Annotated in this window: 19 protein-coding genes; 18 read left to right on the forward strand and 1 reads right to left on the reverse strand. The window is 46.8% G+C overall.

Going from position 1 to position 20,784, the window contains the following annotated elements; translation table 11 throughout:
- Positions 1–15: 15 nt before the first annotated feature.
- A complete protein-coding gene (locus tag F5971_RS16820) occupies positions 16–801 on the forward strand; it encodes a HesA/MoeB/ThiF family protein (RefSeq protein WP_036512628.1) in 786 nt (261 codons plus the stop codon).
- Between the two features lies 1 nt (position 802).
- Here the strand turns inward: F5971_RS16820 and F5971_RS16825 are convergent, their stop codons facing one another.
- Complete coding sequence (locus F5971_RS16825; protein ID WP_193496207.1) at positions 803–1,759, reverse strand: AEC family transporter; 957 nt, start codon at positions 1,757–1,759, stop codon at positions 803–805.
- A gap of 639 nt (positions 1,760–2,398) precedes the next feature.
- On the opposite strand from F5971_RS16825, the gene F5971_RS16830 reads away from it, so the two are divergent.
- The 17 genes from F5971_RS16830 to F5971_RS16910 all read left to right on the forward strand — a co-directional run.
- Positions 2,399–3,703, forward strand: a complete 1,305-nt coding sequence (locus tag F5971_RS16830; protein WP_051514531.1) for a DUF4123 domain-containing protein — start codon at positions 2,399–2,401, stop codon at positions 3,701–3,703.
- On the forward strand, positions 3,696–5,006 hold the full coding sequence (locus F5971_RS16835; protein ID WP_193496209.1) for a hypothetical protein: 1,311 nt from the start codon (positions 3,696–3,698) through the stop codon (positions 5,004–5,006). Before F5971_RS16830 ends, F5971_RS16835 begins: the two co-directional genes overlap by 8 nt.
- Positions 5,003–5,770 (forward strand): hypothetical protein, encoded by a 768-nt coding sequence (locus tag F5971_RS16840; RefSeq protein ID WP_193496211.1) that lies wholly within the window; start codon positions 5,003–5,005, stop codon positions 5,768–5,770. The genes F5971_RS16835 and F5971_RS16840 overlap by 4 nt, the downstream gene beginning before the upstream one ends.
- 19 nt (positions 5,771–5,789) lie before the next feature.
- Positions 5,790–6,443: a hypothetical protein gene (locus F5971_RS16845; RefSeq protein ID WP_193496213.1), complete on the forward strand. Its 654-nt coding sequence runs from the start codon at positions 5,790–5,792 to the stop codon at positions 6,441–6,443.
- The gene (locus tag F5971_RS16850) at positions 6,440–7,204 is read left to right on the forward strand and encodes a hypothetical protein (protein WP_193496215.1); all 765 of its coding nucleotides are present in this window, start codon (positions 6,440–6,442) and stop codon (positions 7,202–7,204) included. The genes F5971_RS16845 and F5971_RS16850 overlap by 4 nt, the downstream gene beginning before the upstream one ends.
- A gap of 19 nt (positions 7,205–7,223) precedes the next feature.
- Positions 7,224–7,889: a hypothetical protein gene (locus tag F5971_RS16855; RefSeq protein ID WP_193496217.1), complete on the forward strand. Its 666-nt coding sequence runs from the start codon at positions 7,224–7,226 to the stop codon at positions 7,887–7,889.
- Positions 7,886–8,653 carry a hypothetical protein gene (locus F5971_RS16860; protein ID WP_193496219.1) on the forward strand — a complete coding sequence of 256 codons (768 nt, stop codon included), beginning with the start codon at positions 7,886–7,888 and terminating at the stop codon, positions 8,651–8,653. The genes F5971_RS16855 and F5971_RS16860 overlap by 4 nt, the downstream gene beginning before the upstream one ends.
- A 323-nt stretch (positions 8,654–8,976) precedes the next feature.
- Positions 8,977–10,164, forward strand: a complete 1,188-nt coding sequence (locus F5971_RS16865; protein ID WP_036514758.1) for an acetyl-CoA C-acyltransferase family protein — start codon at positions 8,977–8,979, stop codon at positions 10,162–10,164.
- Positions 10,165–10,200: 36 nt separating this feature from the next.
- Positions 10,201–11,298: a WD40/YVTN/BNR-like repeat-containing protein gene (locus tag F5971_RS16870; RefSeq protein WP_193496221.1), complete on the forward strand. Its 1,098-nt coding sequence runs from the start codon at positions 10,201–10,203 to the stop codon at positions 11,296–11,298.
- On the forward strand, positions 11,295–13,673 hold the full coding sequence (locus F5971_RS16875) for an efflux RND transporter permease subunit (RefSeq protein WP_193496224.1): 2,379 nt from the start codon (positions 11,295–11,297) through the stop codon (positions 13,671–13,673). The genes F5971_RS16870 and F5971_RS16875 overlap by 4 nt, the downstream gene beginning before the upstream one ends.
- Positions 13,674–13,768: 95 nt before the next feature.
- A complete protein-coding gene (locus tag F5971_RS16880) occupies positions 13,769–14,341 on the forward strand; it encodes a hypothetical protein (protein ID WP_036514761.1) in 573 nt (190 codons plus the stop codon).
- Between the two features lie 169 nt (positions 14,342–14,510).
- Positions 14,511–16,310, forward strand: a complete 1,800-nt coding sequence (locus tag F5971_RS16885; RefSeq protein ID WP_193496226.1) for an acyl-CoA dehydrogenase C-terminal domain-containing protein — start codon at positions 14,511–14,513, stop codon at positions 16,308–16,310.
- A gap of 15 nt (positions 16,311–16,325) precedes the next feature.
- Entirely contained in the window at positions 16,326–16,751 is a 426-nt protein-coding gene (locus F5971_RS16890) for an SCP2 sterol-binding domain-containing protein (RefSeq protein WP_337588690.1), read from the forward strand.
- A gap of 101 nt (positions 16,752–16,852) precedes the next feature.
- Positions 16,853–18,523 (forward strand): AMP-binding protein, encoded by a 1,671-nt coding sequence (locus F5971_RS16895; RefSeq protein ID WP_193496228.1) that lies wholly within the window; start codon positions 16,853–16,855, stop codon positions 18,521–18,523.
- A gap of 21 nt (positions 18,524–18,544) precedes the next feature.
- Entirely contained in the window at positions 18,545–19,114 is a 570-nt protein-coding gene (locus F5971_RS16900) for a DUF2889 domain-containing protein (protein WP_193496230.1), read from the forward strand.
- Between the two features lie 4 nt (positions 19,115–19,118).
- Entirely contained in the window at positions 19,119–19,886 is a 768-nt protein-coding gene (locus F5971_RS16905; protein ID WP_237748710.1) for an enoyl-CoA hydratase-related protein, read from the forward strand.
- A gap of 267 nt (positions 19,887–20,153) precedes the next feature.
- Positions 20,154–20,784, forward strand: a 631-nt coding sequence (locus F5971_RS16910; protein ID WP_193495191.1) for an electron transfer flavoprotein subunit beta/FixA family protein, incomplete at its 3' end; no start/stop codon positions are given.

Below are 20,784 nucleotides of genomic sequence, written 5' to 3' on the forward strand. Positions count from 1 at the left end.
AAAGGTGAACAGTATATGGCCAAATCAAGGGTTGAATTAGATGATGCGGGATTGTTGCGTTACAGCCGTCAAATCATGCTGCCTGAGATTGATGTTGCGGGGCAAGAGATGCTTCTCAATAGCCGTGTACTTGTTCTGGGCTTAGGTGGTCTAGGGAGCCCGGTTGCACTGTATTTGGCTGCAGCGGGTGTCGGTGAGTTGTGGTTGGCGGATGATGATGAGGTCGATGTCTCAAATTTGCAGCGCCAGGTTGTGCATGCTGAGCACAGTGTGGGCCTTTCAAAGGTTGCGTCCGCCATCAAGACATTAAAAGACTTGAATAGCCAGACAGTTTTCAAAGCCATTGAACAGCGGCTCGAAGGGGCGGCGTTGCATGATTGTGTGAGTCAGGTAGACCTTGTTGTTGATTGCACGGATAACTTCAAAACACGTTTTAGTTTGAATCGCATGTCCGTAGCCACAAAAACACCCTTGGTATCCGGTGCAGCAATCCGTTTTGATGGACAAGTCAGTGTTTATGACCCTCGTGATGCGGCTTCGCCCTGTTATCAGTGCCTGTATGATGAAACAGACGATGAGCGTTTGACCTGCTCAGAGTCGGGAGTCATCTCGCCTCTTGTGGGTATTATTGGGTCGGTACAGGCACTTGAGGCCGTTAAGCTTCTCACAGGTGTAGGGCGTTCACTCCAAGGACGCTTGTTGTTGCTCGATGGTCGTCGCATGGAGTGGCGAGAAATGAAACTGTCGAAAGATCCCGCCTGTCCTGTGTGCAGCTCACCTCAAACTACTCACACTGCTTAAGTCACACCACGCCTAGCAGTCTAACCAAATAAATGGCGACGCTAAGGGTAAGGACTGATCCTAGTGTTGTGGTTAAAATAATATTGGCAGACAGCTCGGCGTTTGATCCCATCGTTTTAGCCATCACAAAGCTTGCTGCAGCCGTTGGGCAGGCAAACAGCACCATCATTATCGTCAAGTCTTGGCCTCTAAAGCCCATTATCCATGCACCGCTTGTCAATACTAAGGGCAACAAAATGAGTTTAATGCTGGTGGCCCAAAAGGCTTGATAGGAGGTATCTTTTAAACTTTTCAGGTTCAAAGTGCCACCGATTGCCAGCAAGGCTAAGGGTAAGGTCAGGTTTGCAAAGTAACGACCCGTTGTCGAAACAACCTCGGGTAAGGGCACCGAAAAGTAGGACAAGGGTAGAGAAAATATCACAGCTAGAATTAAGGGGTTTTTCAAAATCTCAGTGAGCATTGAACTCAGTTTAACGGATTGGTTGCTGCGCAGCGGAACCGTTAGGCAGATAATCGCCAAGATATTGTATAAGGGAATCACCAAGGCTAGCAGTAAGGAGGCTTGCGCCAAGCCATTGTTTCCGAATAGGTTGAAACTAACAGCCAAGCCAATAATGCCAAAGTTACTGCGGAAGGCACCTTGAATAAATGCACCGATATCGGTTGGTTTTTTTATCCAATGATATGCCGCAAGCCAAATGAGTACATAGGTCACTAACGTGCCGATCAGCACATATCCGAGCTGACCTGGGTTGAAGACAGCATGAAAATCCGTCTGCGCCACTGACATGAAGACGAGAGCGGGCAGGGTGATCGTGAAGACCAGCTTTGAACTGATGTTGATGAATTCAACATTGATTAACCCCATGCGTCTTAACAGATAGCCTAAGAACACAATGAAAAAAATGGGGGCGACAATGTTGGCTGTAAAGCCAAGGGTTGATAGATAAAGATCCAATGTCTAGATTCCTGTGATTCAGACCTATATGGAAGGCGTGTGGTTAGAAGTAGAGCGCCCGCTGTTTATTCTGAGCTATTATGACATATTCTTTATCTCGATTTTATGAACCTATGAGCAATAAGGGAAAAGCATCTTGTGTTTTTTCCGTTTTTCAGAAATGGCGTATACGAAGAGGTTGCTGGACTTTGCCAAAATCAGCCTCTTCGCAGCCGATCCCTTCTATGTTCGACAGCCGAATAGTATGGATGGAAAACTGAAAAGCCAAATCAAGGTTGACCTTTCAACGTATTAATTGTTTAAATGCTCACTTTACAACAAGGAAGTAGTCGCTGCTTCATGGATGAACACCCTCTGTGCTGAGCCTAATCGCTTTGCGTCCTGTTTTTCCATAAGCATCAGTCCTGCTAAACAGTAGGTTACATTGATGTATTCACAAAAATCCCGCTTGCATGCAATCGACGCACCCTCAGGTGAAAATGTTTTTCTATGGCTCCGCGTCGAAGATGAAGGCCAAGAAGCTCTGCCAATTCCGTTTTTGTTTGCTCAGTGCTTGTTTGTCTTGCTTAAAAGTAGAAACCTCCTCCTGCTTAAAAAGTGCTTTAAAAAAAAGAGATTCTATATCAGCGAGGTCAAGTCATGACTCCCTTTCTTAGCCGTTGCTACGCCTCCCGCGGGGCTGAGCATGTAGAGCTGATTGCGGCTGCGCTTTGCGCAGATCGGCAGGATTATGAACTGCTGGTGATAGAGGCGCTGAGTGATAAGGGGTATCAGTTTTATTGGTCAGGCACTGTTTTGCCTGCAACCTCTTGGGTGAAGCAATACCCAGCAGAGGCTGCCTATGCTGTGGCTTTGGCGCGCTCGGTGAATGAGGGGCGGCAGCGAGTTGCGCTTGGAGCGATGACGCGTCAGCCTGGTTCAAGAGATGTGGCGGAAGACGATAAATGGCTTCAGATAGAAACGCTTGGTCCTTTTACACCTCTTGACGCGCAGTTTTCTGTCTATCCGAAGAAAACAGTCCCCAATATGCTACGTGAAACTCTGTTCGGTCAGCCTGACCCGACCAAAGCCGAGCGCGATGAATTCGGAGACCATACTCCACCGTTGGCCACCTATGCAGTTTTAGATGCGGCCAAAATGCCCTATTTGCTGACTAGTTTTCTGGAGGATTCAGGTCTTCGGTATCAGTCGCTTTTTCAGGGCAAAGCGCAAGAAGAGCTTGCCGAGCATGCGCCTTATTTGGTGGAACTCACGGAAGACAATCACTTTACCTGCCGTTTGTTCACGGGTCCTGACGGAATTGGCGGACTGTGGGAAAAAGAGTTGGGGATTTTTTTGCGTTGTAGGGCTGGGTTTGACGCGTTACGCAAGCACCTGCGCAAATTCATTCGTTTGCAAGATGCAGATGGGCGTTGGTTTTACTTCAGGTTTTGGGAACAGCGCTATGCGCATTGTTTTTTCAGTACCGCTTGTGCTGAAACACACTGGATGATGATGGTCACTCAGGAACACAGCCTCGCGGTCATCTGCCCTAAAGGCTCATCAATTATAATTGCTCACGCGCATAGATCTGTAGAACACACGAATATCATCGCATCAAAACCGACCGAGGAGTGGGTGGCCGGATTAGCTGAAGAGGAAAGCAATAGGGCTTTTCAAAATAAGTTGATCGATAAATTCATTTTTTCTAATTCAAAGTATGGTCATATTGAGCATGAGAAAGCTCAAGAGATTGTAAAAATCTTACTTGAGCAAGCACAAGGTTATGGGTTTGAAAGTGAGTATGCCCTTAGCACCTATGTAAGCGTTGCTCTAGAGTTGTCGCAATTCCCTGCAGAAAACGAATGTTACCGAAAACTCCTTGAATCAGCTAAACATCCGGATACCAAAGCCGAGTTAATGCTCAAATCAATTGTCTATGCAAAAGGTGATGCTGATGACTGAATTTTCCCGCGACCGTATTCCAGGTCAGGTGTGTACGCCGTGCCAACAATTCAACTTGTTTCGCTTCTCTATTGCCGACGGTATTGATTGTGACAGTGTGATCTCCTGTAGTGTTGGGGGTAAAATCACACCCAGTTTGCCAGAGAACTACACTTTGCGCTTTCCTAATAGCCTTGCTGAAACGAGCGGTCCTTTAGTTGTAACGGTTGATGGTAAAACACATCGAATATTTGAAGATGTTGGAGCTTTTGGTCGTCTAAAAGCACCGGAAGATCTCCGCTTTCATATGATACTTGAGCCAGCGCCCGCCGCTCCGGCGATCATTCGTCCAGAGGTACAGGCGCTAGAAGACCGTTTTTCTAATCAGACAAACCGTACCCGACAGACGGATCAAATTTTGAACACATATGAGCAGGAGATATCGTGTCGTGCAGATGGTCGCTATGACGAAAATGGCATGCCAATAGCAGGGGGTGATCCATATATCATTACACTTGAAATACCCGCGGGTGGTTTGGGGGATGGTGAACATGACGTCTCTGAGCTAACAGAGGAAGCCGCCGCTTGGCTACGCCACGCTATTTATCAAACCCTCAGCGATGAAGCCATCGGGGTGGTGACACGTGAAACAGGCGCCGCGGCCATCGGCTATCAACAGATGCTGCGCGAAGGCAACAATCGTCGTTTTTTGCAGGAAATGGCGGGTAGTAAATTGACGATAAAACGCTTAAAAAATGGAACGCGCGTACTTGCCTTTGAAGGCAACTGGCATAAAGCGATGTTATGGCACAGACCTCATCTACAATATGGAGCCGCGGGCATGAGTCGGTTGCAGGTGACCTCTATGACAGTTGCATTACAGGGTGTTGGCTCTAATGTATCTCAAGCGGTTAGAGGCTTAGCTTCACGAGGCGGGGCATTAGGTATTTTGTTTGTATGTACTATGGATGTTACTGAATGGCTTAGCTCGGATAAAGAAGGAAAAGAGCTAGATGAGTTACTTGTCTCGTTAGGTTTTTCGCTGGGTGCAGTAGTGGTTGCAACGGTTGTGGGGATGGCGGTGACGTCACTTATTGTTGCCGGCTTAGCGGCATTTAGTGTTGCACTAGCCCCTGTAGTTATAGCAGGATTGGGATTTGCTGTTGTTGCGGCTGTAGGTGTGTTAATTGGATACCCAATTAACACATACGGTGTTAAGGATAGGGCGCTTAAAGCTTTTCGTGAATGGAGTGCAAACACAACCATTAACCAACCTGACTTTCAGAATTCTGATTTGTATCAGGGAATGATGGTGGCGCCATGAAGATTAATCAAGAATATGATGCCCCCCTCGAAAGTACGGGGGCTGCTAGACCACGCTGGGTAGAAAATCCAAATCCTGAACATGCCGGTTTATGGGTAGGGGTAAAATTTTTTTTAGCTATTTTTCTAGTGCTTCACTCAATGGTGTTCTTGATCAGTTTGATTTTAGGGTTAACGCATCCACTGGCACTATTTAATATTGGATTGTTATTCGTTGTTCCTGCTATTGTTTTAGTATCGGCTATTTTTCAGTCTAAAAGAGTAGAACCAGATGACTTGTATTTAAGTAACCTAGGTTCTTGGATATTACGATTAGTACCTGCTTTTGGCGCTAGTGTTGCATTCGTTGTATCAATCGATTTTGGTGTTTTTCCTTTTATATTCAGCGCATTTCTAATCGCTTGTATTTTCATTGAGCTATTAGCTTATCTAACCTATCGCTCATATTCTGATGACATGATTCGAGAAATAATCGAAGAGAGAAAAATGCTTTCACCTGTGAATGAAAATAATGAATTCTGGTTCTTAACCAGAGGGGGCGATGTAGGCTCTGAACGATTATTAATTAAAGGAAAATGGCATCTACGTTTATTCTATGCTGTGGTTTATATAACTCCATTTGTATTTATTAGTGGAGGTAAAGTAAACAGTGCTTTCATTTTGACTTTCATCACGATAGCTGTCTATATAATTTTTCATGGTGTTTTTACAGGCTATTACGTTACTCGCCGTGGTCTGCAGATGCGGTTGGAAGGAAAGCTCTGATACTAGGATGCAAAGCGAAATGGCTATAGCCTGTCACCAACTCTTACGCGAAGGCAACAATCGTCGTTTTTTGCAGGAAATGGCGGGTAGTAAATTGACGATAAAACGCTTAAAAAATGGAACGCGCGTACTTGCCTTTCAAGGCAACTGGCATAAAGCGATGTTATGGCACAGACCTCATCTACAATATGGCGCCGCGGGCATGAGTCGGTTGCAGGTGACCTCTATGACAGTCGCATTACAGGGTGTTGGTCCTAATGTATCACAGGCAGTCAGAAGCCTAGCCTCACGCGGTGGTGCATTAGGAATGTTATTTGTATGCACACTGGATGTCGCGGAATGGTTAAGTGCAGATGGTGACAAAGAACTGGATGAGTTGTTAATTTCCTTGGGCTTTACGCTGGGTGCGGTTGTCGTTTCAACGATTGTGGGGATGGCGGCATCCGCATTTATTATTGGAGCTATGGGTGTCGCTCTTGCACCGGCAGTCATCGCGGGATTGGGATTTGTTGCTGTTTTGGCCGTTGGAGTTGGAATCGGGATAGTAAATAATACTTCTGGCATTAAGGATAAAGCACTCAAAGCCTTCCGGGAGTGGAGTTCAAACGCAACCATTAACCAACCTGACTTCCAGAATTCTGATCTTTATCAGGGGATGATGGTAGCACCATGAAAAATAATGATTTGCATCAATACAACCAAAATTTGAATACAACAAGGCCGCTTTGGGTGAAAAATCCCAATTCAAAGACTAACGAACTATGGGTCTTGGTAAAGAAATTCTTGCTTTTTTTTATTATATCTCACTCAATAGTTATATTGATAAGCCTGACGTTGGGGTTGAAGCATTCTCTAACCTTATTCTATTTCAGCTTGACAGTGTTGGTACCGACAGCCGTTCTAACGTCTGCTATTATTCAGTCCAAACGAGCAGAACCTGATGATTTACTAGAGATTAATCTAGCAACTTGGCTGTTTAGAGTATTTGTGATGTTTGGAGCAAATATTGCCCTTATTGTTTCAACCGCCTTTGATATTTTTCCCCTTATATTCAGCGCACTTCTTATTGCCTGTGTAGTTATAGAGTTGATGGCCTACCTGACCTATCGTTCCTATTCTGATGACATGATTCGAGAGATCATCGAAGAAAGAAAAATGTTCTCCCCTGTCAATGAGAACAAAGAGTTCTGGTTTTTAAATAGAGGGGGAGATGTAGGATCAGATCGCTTATTTATCAAAGGCAAGTGGCACCTACGTTTATTATATGTTTTAGCTTACATTGCTCCTTTTGGTGTGCTTAGTGGCGGTAAAGCCATTGGTGCCTATCTAGTGGCTTTTGCTGCGATTGCGATTTATTTTATGGCTCATGGACTATTTACCGGCTATTACGTCACTCGTCGTGGTCTGCAGATGCGGTTGGAAGGAAAGCTCTGATACCAGGATGCAAAGCGAAATGGCTATAGCCTGTCACCAACTCTTACGCGAAGGCAATAATCGTCGTTTTTTGCGGGAAATGGCGGGTAGTAAATTGACGATAAAACGCTTAAAAAATGGAACGCGCGTACTTGCCTTTCAAGGCAACTGGCATAAAGCGATGTTGTGGCACAGGCCTCATCTACAATATGGAGCCGCGGGCATGGGACGACTACAGGTGACGTCTATGTCAGTCGCATTACAGGGTGTTGGCCCTAATGTATCTCAAGCGGTAAGAGGCTTAGCTTCACGAGGCGGGGCATTAGGTATTTTGTTTGTATGTACTATGGATGTTACTGAATGGCTTAGCTCGGATAAAGAAGGAAAAGAGCTAGATGAGTTACTTGTCTCGTTAGGCTTTTCGCTGGGTGCAGTAGTGGTTGCAACGGTTGTGGGGATGGCGTTGACGTCACTCATGGTCGTCGGCATGGCAGCAGCTGGTGTTGCACTTGCACCTATGGCAATAGCAGTAGCAGGTTTTTTTATTGTTGCCGCTGTAGGTGCAGTAATGGGGTACGTAATAAATACATCTGGTGTTAAAGATAAGGCGCTTAAAGCTTTTCGTGAATGGAGTGCAAACACAACCATTAACCAACCTGACTTTCAGAATTCTGACTTGTATCAGGGAATGATGGTGGCGCCATGAAGATTAATCAAGAATATGATCACCCCCTCGAAAGTACGGGTGCTGATAGAGCACGCTGGGTAGAAAATCCAAATCCTGAGTATGCTGGTTTATGGGTAGTGGTAAAGTTTTTTTTAGCTATTTTTCTAGCGTTTCACTCAATTCCCCTTTTGTTCAGTTTAATTTTAGGGTTAACGCATCCACTGACACTATTTAATATTGGATTGTTATTTTTTGTTCCTACTATTGTTTTAGTGTCGGCTATTTTTAGGTCTAAGGGAGAAGAACCTGATGACTTGTATATAAGTAACCTAAGTGCTTGGATGTTACGTTTACTAATTGCTTTTGGCGCAAATATCGCAATCACTATATCAATCGATCTTGGTGCTTTTCCTTTTATATTCAGCGCACTTTTAATCTCATGTATCGTCATTGAGCTATTAGCTTACCTGACCTATCGTTCATATTCTGATGACATGATTCGAGAAATAATCGAAGAGAGAAAAATGCTTTCACCTGTGAATGAAAATAATGAATTCTGGTTCTTAACCAGAGGGGGCGATGTAGGCTCAGAACGATTATTAATTAAAGGAAAATGGCATCTACGTTTATTCTATGCTGTGGTTTATATAACTCCATTTGTATTTATTAGTGGAGGTAAAGTAAACAGTGCTTTCATTTTGACTTTCATCACGATAGCTGTCTATATAATTTTTCATGGTGTTTTTACAGGCTATTACGTTACTCGCCGTGGTCTGCAGATGCGGTTGGAAGGAAAGCTCTGAGGTGAGGTTGCAAAACGGAGTAGCGATCGGCTATCAGCAGATGTTACGCGAAGGCAACAATCGTCGCTTTTTGCAGGAAATGGCGGGTCGAAAACTTACCCAGAAGTCAATGAAAACATGAATTCAGGTTTTTTAATCGAGGCGGGGATGTCGGATCAGATCACTTTGACTGTAAAACGCCTAAAAAAGGTACTATCTTCATCTGATGCTGAACTATATTGTCATCTATACTGGAGTCTTCTGTTATTGCAGCAAACGCTGCGTCAAGGGATGCTAATAGCCAAATTAGCCGTCAGTTTTACAGAAAATAAAAAGGTAATGTTATGGCGAAGCAGGATATTTATGTCGTCTCAGCCGTCAGAACGGCAATCGGTGCGTTTGGTGGTGGGTTGAAAGACCAAGCACCGGTTGAGTTAGCGGGAAAAGTGGTTGCGGAGGCGATTGCCCGTGCTGGTATTGAACCGGAGCACATAGGCCACAGTGTTTTTGGAAATGTTGTGCCAACCGAACGCCGTGATTTGTATATGGCACGTGTGGCGGCCTTGCTGGGTGGTTTACCAGCAACAACCCCTGCACTCACTGTCAACCGTCTATGTGGCAGTGGTTTGCAAGCCATCATCTCAGCGGCACAGCAACTTGAGTTAGGCGTCTGCCAAGCGGCCGTTGCAGGTGGTGCCGAGTCCATGAGCCGAACCAATTATTGGATGCCGGCTGCGCGCTGGGGACAGCGTATGGGTGATGGCGCGGTGTTGGACTCGATGGTCGGTGCGCTCACCTGTCCGATTGAAAACGTTCACATGGGCATAACCGCTGAAAATATTGCTGAAAAGTGGAACATCAGTCGCGAAGATCAAGATTTGCTGGCCATGCAAAGCCATCAGCGTGCACAAGCGGCCGTTGAAGCGGGACACTTTAACGAGCAGATTCTGCCCATCCTTATTAAAGGACGCAAAGGCGATGTTGTCTTTGATCAGGATGAACATATCCGGATGAATTGCACGCTAGAGGATATGGCGAAGCTAAAGCCTGTCTTTAAAAAAGATGGCAGCGTGACGGCTGGTAATGCATCGGGTTTGAATGATGCAGCTGCCGCGCTGGTCTTAGCAACTTCAGCCGAGGTTGAGCGTTCAGGATTGAAGCCAATCGCTCGACTCGTTTCCTATGCCTTTGCTGGTGTTGAGCCTAAGTATATGGGCATAGGCCCTGTTCCTGCGGTGAAAAAGCTGCTGGATAACACTGAGCTAGAGGTTGGAGACATCGACCTTTGGGAGATTAATGAAGCCTTTGCCGCGCAGGCGCTGGCTGTTGTCCGGGATTTAAATCTCCCGAACGAGCGTGTTAACCCAAACGGCAGTGGGATTTCTCTGGGACACCCAATTGGTGCGACAGGGGCCGTCATTACGGTTAAGGCGTTGTATGAGTTGCAGCGGATTAAAGGACGTTATGCTGTTGTGACCATGTGCATCGGTGGTGGGCAAGGAATCGCCGCTTTATTTGAGCGAGTCGAATAGGCTCGTTTTTCCAATCTGAACAACAAGAACAATCAGATGACCAAACATACATTATGCGCGTTCGTTATGGCCAGCAGTCTATTTGGGTTGCTGCCTTTTTCTTCTCAAGCGGGTTTGCCCGACCGTCTTGAGCAGCCTGCATCGCACTCCGATGCCGCCAAGAGCGTTATGTTGCTTGATATTGCGCGCTCTGGAGAGAATCTAGTGGCCGTTGGCGATTTGGGCGTCATTTTAATCTCCGTTAATGAAGGGCGTGATTGGCAGCAGGTGAGCAGCCCTGTCAGTACGTTGCTAACAGCGGTGTTTTTCCAAGAGGATCAAGGGTGGGTCACCGGACACGACGGTGTGTTGTTGACCTCGAAAGATGCTGGGTTAACTTGGGAGAAAGTCTTAGATGGGCATACGATCAATGCCCTATTGGTTGAGGATGCTCAGAGCAAGCTCGAGTCATTGCAAGCCGACGCCTATGCTGATGCCATGGATATCGAAGACGCCGAATTTGATCTGGAAGATGCCGAAGTGGCAATGGAAGAAGGCCCAGTGAACCCTTTGCTTGATGTTCTATTTACCTCATCACAAACAGGGGTTGTTGTCGGTGCCTATGGTTTGGCGTTATCCACTGTCGATGGTGGCCAGACTTGGACGTCTTTTGCGGATCGCTTGCCGAATCCTGATCGACTGCATTTAAATGCTTTGCTGCAAGCGGATGATCAATTGTACATAGCAGGGGAGGCAGGGTTGCTGTTGAAGTCCTACGATCAGGGCCAATCATGGCAGAGTTTGCCTTCTCCTTATGATGGGTCTTTTTTTGCCTTGGCTCAGCATCAGGATGAATTGCTGGCTTTAGGGCTCAGGGGGAATTTATTCCGCAGTCTTGACGCAGGCTACGAATGGCATCCTGTGCACGTCGAGCCGACGGTCAGTTTCCTTGGAGCACAGAGCCATTCGGGTCTTTTAGCGATCACGGGGCTGGGTGGCACGCTTTTGTTGGGACCGGACTCAAATCAATTACTTACGCAGCCTTTAAATACTCGTCGACATTTCAATTCGGTTATTGCTACGGAGCAAGGGTGGATTCTTGTGGGTGAGCAGGGGGTGTTTTTGTCGAATCGCGCTAAGGAGTTAGCACAATGAGTCGTTTTACAGACGTGCTTTTGTTGCCTATTAAAGGGTCTGAACAGTTGGCTGAGCGGGTGCTATTCCATCACCGTTTAAAAGTCCTGCTTGTGTTTGCATTGATTACCCTGATCTTGACCTGGCAAGCCATTCAGATTCGGCCGGATGCCAGTTTCGTAAAAATGATACCTGCAAGTCATCCCTATGTTGAAAATTACCTAACCTATCAAGACGATTTGTCGGGTCTTGGCAATAGCGTACGCGTGGCGGTTGCCAATCAACAGGGGGATATCTTTGATGCGGAATTCCAGGCTGTATTGCAGCGTGTGACAGACGAGCTCTTTTTCATTCCAGGTGTAGATCGAGCAGCGCTTCAGTCGATTTGGACGCCCAATGTGCGTTGGACGGAAGTGACAGAGGAAGGATTTGTCGGTGGTCCAGTTATCCCGCCGGATTACGACGGCTCTCTCGAAAGCCTGCAAGAACTACGGCTAAATGTGTTGCGCTCAGGGCAAGTGGGTCGTTTGGTTGCCAACGATTTCCGTTCAGCGATTGTTGAGGTGCCTCTGTTTGATTTTGATCCTGAAAGCGGTGACCGTCTGGATTATCGAGCGCTGTCTGAACGTTTGGAAACGCTCGTTAGAGACCAATATCAGACGGAGCAGGTGACGATACATATCACTGGCTTTGCCAAAATTGTCGGTGATTTGATTGAGGGAGCGTATCAGGTTGCGGTGTTTTTTGCCTTGGCGATAGTGATTACCTTGGTGTTACTTTACCTCTATTCGAGAAGCATTAACGGCACCATCGTTCCGTTGATTTGCTCGTTAATTGCCGTTATTTGGCAGTTGGGTTTACTGAATGCCTTAGGGTACGGCATCGACCCGTATTCCATGCTGGTTCCGTTTTTGGTGTTTGCCATTGCCGTGAGTCATGGTGTGCAGATCGTCAACTCCATACGCTTAGAAAGTCTTAAAAACCCAGATAAATGGCATGCGGCACGCAGCGCATTCCGAATTCTATACATTCCTGGCTTAACCGCGCTGGTTTCCGACGGCATTGGCTTCTTTACCTTGATGGTCATTGATATTCAGGTGATACAGGAGCTGGCCGTTGCTGCATCCTTGGGTGTTGCTGTCATTATTTTGACCAACTTATTGCTGTTGCCCTTGTTGATGTCCTATGTAGGAGTGGGGGGGCGCGCGATTGAATATGCCCAACAACAGTCTGATAAGGGGGCTGAGCGTTGGAGAGTGTTGACGTGGTTTACCACTCGAAAAGGTGCTGTGTTGGCGTTAAGTGTTGCAGTGGTTTTGACAGTGGTCGGGCTTTATGCCGCTCGAGATCTTCAGATTGGTGATCTAGATAAAGGTGCACCAGAGTTGCGGGCAGACTCTCGTTATAATCTCGATAATGCCTTCATTACCGATAACTACTCGACCTCAAGCGATGTGTTTGTCGTCATGGCGGTTACTGCGCCTGAGCAATGCAGTCGTTTTGAAACCTTGTCTTCCGTCGAGCGTTTCCAGCACCATATGCAATCTGTTCCGGGTGTACAGTCCAGTATCTCTTTGGCCGATTTGTCAAAGCGGATTACCTCTGGTTTGAATGAAGGAAATCCGAAATGGCGCTCCGTCAGTCGTAATCAATTTGTGATTAATGCATCCTTGGCCTACGTGCCCGGTGGTCTGATGAATGCCGATTGTTCATTGCTGCCCGTGATTATTTTCTTGGATGATCACAAAGCCCATACCTTGCAGGAGGTGAGTGCTGCCGCACAGGCGTTTGCAGACACCTATAATGATGAGTCACTTCAATATGTTTTGGCGGCAGGAAATGCAGGTTTTGAAGCGGCCACCAATCAAGTTATCGCCCGTGCACAGTACGAGATGTTGGCTTGGGTCTATGGTGTTGTCAGTCTTTTGTGTTTGCTGACATTCCGTTCGGTTAAGACCGTATTGTGCATTATATTGCCTTTAGCCCTCACCTCGCTGCTTTGTCAGGCCTTAATGGCACAGCTTGGAATTGGCGTTAAGGTGGCAACCTTGCCTGTGATTGCTTTGGGGGTCGGTATAGGCGTTGATTATGGCATCTATATTTATTCGCGCCTTAGCAGCTACTTAGCGAATGGCATGAATTTAACAGATGCGTATTTCGAGACCTTGAAGACCACTGGAAAGCCCGTGGCCTTTACTGGGCTAACGCTGGCGATTGGGGTAGTGCTTTGGGTGTTCTCACCGATTAAATTCCAAGCCGATATGGGGATTCTGCTCACCTTTATGTTCTTATGGAATATGCTGGGTGCGCTTATCCTGCTGCCCGCTTTGACGGCGTTGTTAAAGCCGCATCCAGCCTTGACCTCTGGGCCTGAGGTCTACGACTCGCCACGATAAATACGCGTGTAAATTGCCAAGGATGGCACCTGTCCAAAGGGGAGTTCGGCCTGTTACACTTCCATCCTAAGATCAAAATTATCAAGGAGTGGAACATGAAACAGTGGCTAGTCAGTGCGTTTGCGGTATGCATGCTTTTGGCGTTTGGGTCGGCATCGGCGCAAATGACCACCTTAGATCCTCAGTCAATTGACGCCTATCTCAATAGTTTGCCGAAAGTGGAAGCGCTAGGGCGCAAATTGGAAAATCAAGGTAAAGGAGATGCGTGGCTTAAAGAGGTGACTCCTGAGATAGGACAAAACTTCAATCCTCACCAGCAGGGTGTTGCCCTACTTAGTCAAGAAGAGCCGAGTGCTTATCAAGAGTTAACTCAGATTACGCGTCAGCACAGCTTTACCAGCGCAGAGCGTTGGGCTGAGGTCGGAGACCGAATTATTCTAGCCTACGGTGCATTAAAAGCGGAATCTGAGAGCCCCGAGATGTTTGCTATGGCCGCTGAGTTTGACAGTGTCAATCCTCAAATGCTACAGATGTTGCCGCCTGAAATACGTCAGCAGGTTGAGCAAGCCATGTTAATTGTACGTGCGTTTGCACAGGTATCTGATTCCGACAAACAGCAGGTTCGCCCTTTTTTGTCACGTATAGATACCGTCCTTTCACAATACTAACTCCAATATTAGGGCCTTTATTCAACACATGAGTTAAACCCAAGCCAGGCTTAGAGCATATTTGTCACTAAATCTGGCAGCTTTTGTTATTGGTACTTTTGGATAATTCGTCCATGCTTAATACCAAGTACAGACGTACACAATAACGATAAAAGTGAGGTTGCAAATCATGGCTGAATACAAGGCTCCTTTGCGCGACATGCAGTTCGTGTTAAATGAAGTGCTACATATGGACGCGCATTATCAACAATTACCCGGTTGCGAAGAAGCAACACCGGATATGGTGTCGGCAATTTTGGAAGAGGGTGCAAAATTCGCTGAGCGGGTGTTGTCACCTTTAAACCAAGTGGGTGATCAAGAAGGGTGTCAATTTCAGGATGGTGAAGTTAAAACACCGACTGGCTTTAAAGAAGCTTACTCTGCTTTTGTTGAGGGTGGTTGGCCATCGCTGGCGCACGATCCTGAATGGGGTGGGCAGGGTCTGCCGGAATCCTTGGGTATTGTCATTAACGAAATGGTCGGCACCGCTAACTGGGCTTGGAGTATGTACCCAGGGCTGAGCCATGGCGCGATGAATACACTGGATGCGCATGGTACAGAAGAGCAAAAACAAACCTATCTAACCAAGCTTGTCTCTGGTGAGTGGACGGGGACCATGTGTCTGACCGAGCCTCACTGCGGAACAGATTTGGGTATGTTAAGAACCAAGGCTGAGCCTCAAGCCGATGGTACCTACAAAGTTACCGGAACAAAGATTTTTATTTCAGCCGGTGAGCATGACTTAACAGACAATATTGTTCACATCGTGCTGGCTCGCTTACCTGATGCACCTGCGGGCACCAAAGGCATTTCATTGTTTATTGTGCCTAAGTTCTTGCCAAATGCAGCGGGCGAAGCGGGTGAGCGCAATGCGCTGAAGTGCGGCTCTATTGAGCATAAGATGGGTATTCATGGCAACTCAACCTGCGTTATGAACTTTGATGGCGCGACGGGCTTCCTGATAGGTCCTGCCAATAAAGGGTTGAACTGTATGTTTACCTTTATGAACACGGCTCGAATTGGCACCGCGCTGCAAGGTCTTGCTCATGCTGAGTGGGGCTTCCAAAACTCATTGGTATATGCAAAAGACCGTCTGCAAATGCGTGCGTTGAGCGGCGTTAAAAATCCAGATGGTGCAGCCGATCCCATTATTGTGCACCCTGCTGTGCGCAACATGCTGCTCACACAAAAAGCCTTTGCTGAGGGTGGACGTGCCCTTATTTACTTTGCGGCTCAACAGGTGGACCGTTCGGCGCTATCAGCGTCCGCAGAGGAAAAACAAGAGGCCGAAGATTTATTGTCGTTGCTTACGCCAATTGCAAAAGCCTTTTTGACCGAAGTGGGCTTTGAGTCTGCAAATCATGGTTTGCAGGTTTTTGGCGGTCATGGTTATATTGCCGAGTGGGGCATGGAGCAAAATGTCCGCGATTGCCGCATTTCAATGCTCTATGAAGGAACTTCACAAATCCAGGCATTAGACTTGTTGGGTCGTAAAATTCTGATGAGTCAGGGTGAGTTGCTCAAGCGCTTTACCAAAATGATCCACAAGTTCTGTCAGGCACACGAGGGCAATGCGGCGATGGAGCCGTACACTAAAACCCTAGCTGGACTGAACAAAGAGTGGGGCGAATTGACGCTGAAAGTGGGCATGAAAGCAATGCAGAACCGTGAGGAAGTCGGTGCGGCCGCGATGGATTACCTCATGTATTCAGGGTACATCACGCTGGCATGGCTCTGGGCGCGTCAGGTTGAAGTGGCACAAAATGCGTTGGCTGCAGGGACATCTGAAGAAGCCTTCTATAAAGCTAAATTGGCAACCGCTCGTTTCTATTATGATCGTTTATTGCCAAGAACAAAAATGCATGCCGATGTCATGTTGTCCGGTGCAGATAATTTGTTGGCATTAGATTCTGAACACTTTATTTTTTAAGTCGAGCATTGTGCGATGAAAAAGTTGCTCAGAACAAAAGCAGGTCAAAAAGTGTTGTCGGCTGCCTTAAGTCTTAATGCGAAACGATACACATCTAAAAAACAATCGAATGAAGGTGGAAGCATGGCAGATTTAAATGCAATTTTTACAGCAATGGGTGATCGTTTTAATGCGCAAGCTGCAGGCTCTTTAGAGGCCGTGTTTCAATATCAAATTGAAGATGGTGAGCCATGGTTTGTTGCGATATCCGAAGGCGTATGTCAGATTGCTCAAGGTGAACATGATGATCCCAGTGTTACCTTGACCATGGCGTCGGATACCCTAGAGGAAGTGATGAATGGCGAAACAGATGGTATGCAGGCCTTCATGACTGGGCGTATCAAAGCCGATGGCGATATCATGCTAGCTACTCGCTTAACGTCTATTTTTCCAGTCGCGTAAGGGTATTAATGGCGTGGGTTTGTTTCTAGAGAGATGAACTCGCGCCTTTATCTGTTAGATAGACGTTGTTTCAAGATAACAATAAAAGTCAGGATCTTCTTATGGACATACAGCGTGGGACGACCATTCCAAGCGATTTAAATCCTTCGGGCTATACCAACATTAACGAAGTGTTTGAACACACCTGTAAAAAATACGCACAGAAGCCGGCCTTTACCAGTTTTGGTAAAACTCTGTCTTATCAAGAATTGAAGCAGTATGCTGATGCGTTTGCCGTGTATCTCCAAAAAGAAACAGACTTACAGCCCGGTGATCGTATCGCGATACAATTGCCTAACCTGATTCAATACCCAGTCGTTTTGTTTGGTGCAATTAAAGCCGGTTTGGTGATTGTAAACACAAACCCTCTTTATACCCCTCGAGAAATGGAGCACCAATTCAACGATTCCGGTGCTAAAGCCCTAGTGATTTTTAAAAACATGGCCAGTAACGCAGAGAAAATTCTGCACAATACTCAAATAAAGCATGTTTTTGTCACTCAAATTGGTGATTTGCATGGGTTCCTTAAGCGTCATTTATTGAACAGTGTTGTTAAGTATGTCAAAAAGGCCGAGCCGCCTTACCATATACCTAACGCCCTTGAGCTGCGTGATGTGCTATCACGCTATGCGGGTCAACAGCCCAGGCCAGTTGAAGTGAAAACCGCTGATATTGCGGTTTTACAGTACACAGGCGGGACCACAGGGTTATCAAAAGGGGCTGTGTTAAGTCACGGAAACCTAGTATCAAACATGGTGCAGGGGCATCATCTTATTAATCAGGCACCCGCGGGGTGGGCAGATACGGCGATTGCACCTTTGCCTCTCTATCACATCTATGCCTTTACCTTGTCTCTGATCATTATGGACTGCGGTGGTCATAGCGTACTTATTGCGAACCCACGTGACCTAGACGGGTTCATTAAAGAGATGAAAAAGTGGAAAACCTCGGCTTTTATGGGCTTAAACACCTTGTTTATCGGGCTTTGCAACAAGCCTGAATTTAAAGATGTCGACTTTAGCCAGTTTAAAATTACGATTTCCGGAGGCTGTGCATTAACCTTAAAAGCCGCTGAAATGTGGAAAAGCATCACAGGCAGTCAAATCATGGAAGGGTATGGTTTAACGGAAACCTCACCAGCCGTGTCGATTAACTCTCCACGTGATATCCGTTTAGGCACGATAGGTCAGCCGCTAAAACATACAGAGGTGATAATTGTAAATCCGGATGGAGAGCATCTTCCTGATGGTGAAATAGGTGAGCTCTGTGTTAAAGGGCCTCAAGTAATGGTAGGCTATTGGCAGCGCGAACGTGAAACGGAAGCCAGTTTTACAGATGACGGCTACTTCATGACAGGAGACATAGCTGTACGTGATTCTGAAGGGTTTTTACGTATTGTTGATCGAGCCAAAGATATGATTCTTGTATCGGGTTTTAACGTGTATCCAAATGAAATTGAAGATGTGTTTTCACTGCATCCTGATATTTTGGAGTGTGCGGCCGTCTCGATGCCGGATGAACACAGTGGTGAGTCGGTTAGGCTCTTTGCGGTGGCAAAAGATCCCGAGATTAAGCCCAGCGTGAAAGAGCTCAAAGAATGGTCTAAGGATCAATTGACGCGTTATAAAATTCCCAAAGACATTGTGTATGTCAGTGAGCTTCCGAAGACGAACGTTGGCAAAGTGTTGCGTCGGCAACTAAAAGAGCAATTTAAATCAGATCAAGCGGCCTAGAGCCATGCCAGGAGAATAAACATGCCATTGTCCAAGCCCGTTAAAAGACGCTTAAGTCACCGTCGCACGATTGTTTGTGAAGGCTATGAACGGGATGACGGGCTCTGGGATATTGAAGGACGAATGGTCGATGTAAAAAGTGACAATGTCGAGAACCAAGAGCGGGGTGGCTATGTGGCGGCGGGTGAACCCTTCCATGACATACGTATGCGCTTGACGATTGATCAGAGCTTTCTGATTCATCAGGTTGAGGCCAGTATGGACGCAACGCCTTTTCAGATGTGTCCTGGCATCGTTGGCCATTATAAGCGTTTAGAAGGAACTCGGATTGGACGTGGCTGGCATAAGCAAGCACAAGAACTGACAGGTGGTGTTGAAGGCTGTACTCATCTGAATGAGTTGTTAAAGCCTTTGACGACAACCGCCGTGCAAACGCTTTGGCCAAAGGCCTCTGAGTCACAAGCCAAGACAGGTGCCAAAGGGATGCTCAATACCTGCCATACTTGGGCTGAGTTTTCGCCGGCGATTGCCAAGTATCAACCCCATTTATTCGTTCCCCATCAACAATTGACAGAAACACAGGATCAATAATCAGATGATGTCACAGAACCCTATTTTAAAAGAACAAAAAGGAAAGGTGTTGTTGCTGACGTTTAACCGACCTGAAAAGAAAAATGCATTGACGCAAGAAATGTATGAACAAATGACGCAGGCGCTCAATGACGCTGCGGAGGCAGACGATGTGCATGTTGTCGTGATTGCAGGTCAGGGGACTGATTTCAGTGCGGGCAATGACATCGCAGGATTTGTCGCAGCCGTACAAGACCCTGATCGAATCTCAATACCCTTGCATTTTTTGCAAGCAGTATCGACATTTCCGAAACCTTTGGTGGCGGCTGTCAAGGGTGTTGCCATAGGCATAGGTACCTCAATGCTGCTGCATTGTGATTTGGTCTACGCCGATGACACTGCACGTTTTCAGCTGCCTTTTACACGCATGGGACTTGTCCCTGAAGGTGGAACAAGCTTGTTGATGCCCATGCATCTAGGGCATCGCCAAGCATTTGAACTGCTTGTGTTGGGTGAGGCCTTCTCTGCTGAAAAAGCCGCGCAGGTGGGCTTGATTAATCAAGTCGTTCCCGCAGATGCGTTATTGTCTTTCGCATTAGACAAAGCCCAGATATTGAGTGAGATGGGCCCCGAAGCTGTTCGCCAAAGCAAGGCGATGATGAAAGGATATCTCTCAACTCAGTTAGCGGGGGTTTTGACGGAGGAGGTTAAGGCATTTGCCGCCCGCCTATCATCAAGCGAAGCCCAGGCCGCATTTGCGACGTTTATGTCAAAGAAAGCCGCCGTTGCTTGATTGCCTCCCCCTGTACACTATTCTTTCCTCATCCTTACCATGGTGTGCGCTTGGGCCAGTATAAACTGGCCTGAGCCAAGCCTCAGTATCTCGTACATCTGCTAATCTGATTAAACGCTGTTCTTGACCTTGATTGCAGACGATTGTGATAGAAAAAAGATACAGCTGATGTATTTTGTCATGGATATGGGTGGTTTTTGTTATTGAGGAAATCTGTATCTCGACTAGTATTGTTAGTCATATAGAACAACAAGAATAGGAGTTGTGATGAAACTACTCGTCGCCGTAAAACGCGTTATCGACTATAACGTGAAAGTCCGTGTAAAGGCCGACCGCTCAGACGTGGATCTGGCCAATGTCAAAATGGCCCTCAATCCCTTCTGTGAAATCGCGGTTGAAGAAGCCGTGCGTTTAAAAGAACAGGGCGTTGCTTCGGAAGTGGTGGTGGTCTCCATTGGTGGCAAAGCCTGCCAAGAGCAACTGCGCACCGCCTTGGCGCTGGGCGCGGATCGTGCTATTCAGGTTGAAGCTCCAGACAGCCCCGATGCGCTATCGGTTGCGCGTATCCTTGCTAAGGTCGCGGAAACTGAACAGCCCGGTCTGATTCTATTGGGCAAGCAAGCCATCGATTCTGACAACAACCAGACCGGCCAAATGCTGGCGGCCTTACTGAACCGCCCACAGGCCACCTTTGCTTCAGAAGTTAAGGTTGAAGGGGAGCATCTGCTGGTGACACGTGAAGTGGACGGTGGTTTGCAAACACTGAAACTGACACTGCCAGCCGTCGTGACCACTGATCTGCGCTTGAACGAACCCCGCTACGCATCCTTGCCGAATATCATGAAGGCCAAGAAAAAGCCCCTAGAGGTTAAAACCGCTGAAGACTTAGGCGTAACGG

Origin of the sequence: Nitrincola alkalisediminis (assembly GCF_009821115.1) — a bacterium.
Classification (GTDB): Bacteria; Pseudomonadota; Gammaproteobacteria; order Pseudomonadales; family Balneatricaceae; genus Nitrincola; species Nitrincola alkalisediminis.

What these genes read in the sequence shown, in the direction of transcription:
- F5971_RS16820 (WP_036512628.1), top strand. Translation starts at nt 16, where the DNA reads ATGGCCAAATCAAGGGTTGAATTAGATGATGCGGGATTGTTGCGTTAC.
- F5971_RS16830 (WP_051514531.1), top strand. Translation starts at nt 2,399, where the DNA reads ATGACTCCCTTTCTTAGCCGTTGCTACGCCTCCCGCGGGGCTGAGCAT.
- F5971_RS16835 (WP_193496209.1), top strand. Translation starts at nt 3,696, where the DNA reads ATGACTGAATTTTCCCGCGACCGTATTCCAGGTCAGGTGTGTACGCCG.
- F5971_RS16840 (WP_193496211.1), top strand. Translation starts at nt 5,003, where the DNA reads ATGAAGATTAATCAAGAATATGATGCCCCCCTCGAAAGTACGGGGGCT.
- F5971_RS16845 (WP_193496213.1), top strand. Translation starts at nt 5,790, where the DNA reads ATGGCTATAGCCTGTCACCAACTCTTACGCGAAGGCAACAATCGTCGT.
- F5971_RS16850 (WP_193496215.1), top strand. Translation starts at nt 6,440, where the DNA reads ATGAAAAATAATGATTTGCATCAATACAACCAAAATTTGAATACAACA.
- F5971_RS16855 (WP_193496217.1), top strand. Translation starts at nt 7,224, where the DNA reads ATGGCTATAGCCTGTCACCAACTCTTACGCGAAGGCAATAATCGTCGT.
- F5971_RS16860 (WP_193496219.1), top strand. Translation starts at nt 7,886, where the DNA reads ATGAAGATTAATCAAGAATATGATCACCCCCTCGAAAGTACGGGTGCT.
- F5971_RS16865 (WP_036514758.1), top strand. Translation starts at nt 8,977, where the DNA reads ATGGCGAAGCAGGATATTTATGTCGTCTCAGCCGTCAGAACGGCAATC.
- F5971_RS16870 (WP_193496221.1), top strand. Translation starts at nt 10,201, where the DNA reads ATGACCAAACATACATTATGCGCGTTCGTTATGGCCAGCAGTCTATTT.
- F5971_RS16875 (WP_193496224.1), top strand. Translation starts at nt 11,295, where the DNA reads ATGAGTCGTTTTACAGACGTGCTTTTGTTGCCTATTAAAGGGTCTGAA.
- F5971_RS16880 (WP_036514761.1), top strand. Translation starts at nt 13,769, where the DNA reads ATGAAACAGTGGCTAGTCAGTGCGTTTGCGGTATGCATGCTTTTGGCG.
- F5971_RS16885 (WP_193496226.1), top strand. Translation starts at nt 14,511, where the DNA reads ATGGCTGAATACAAGGCTCCTTTGCGCGACATGCAGTTCGTGTTAAAT.
- F5971_RS16890 (WP_337588690.1), top strand. Translation starts at nt 16,326, where the DNA reads ATGAAAAAGTTGCTCAGAACAAAAGCAGGTCAAAAAGTGTTGTCGGCT.
- F5971_RS16895 (WP_193496228.1), top strand. Translation starts at nt 16,853, where the DNA reads ATGGACATACAGCGTGGGACGACCATTCCAAGCGATTTAAATCCTTCG.
- F5971_RS16900 (WP_193496230.1), top strand. Translation starts at nt 18,545, where the DNA reads ATGCCATTGTCCAAGCCCGTTAAAAGACGCTTAAGTCACCGTCGCACG.
- F5971_RS16905 (WP_237748710.1), top strand. Translation starts at nt 19,119, where the DNA reads ATGATGTCACAGAACCCTATTTTAAAAGAACAAAAAGGAAAGGTGTTG.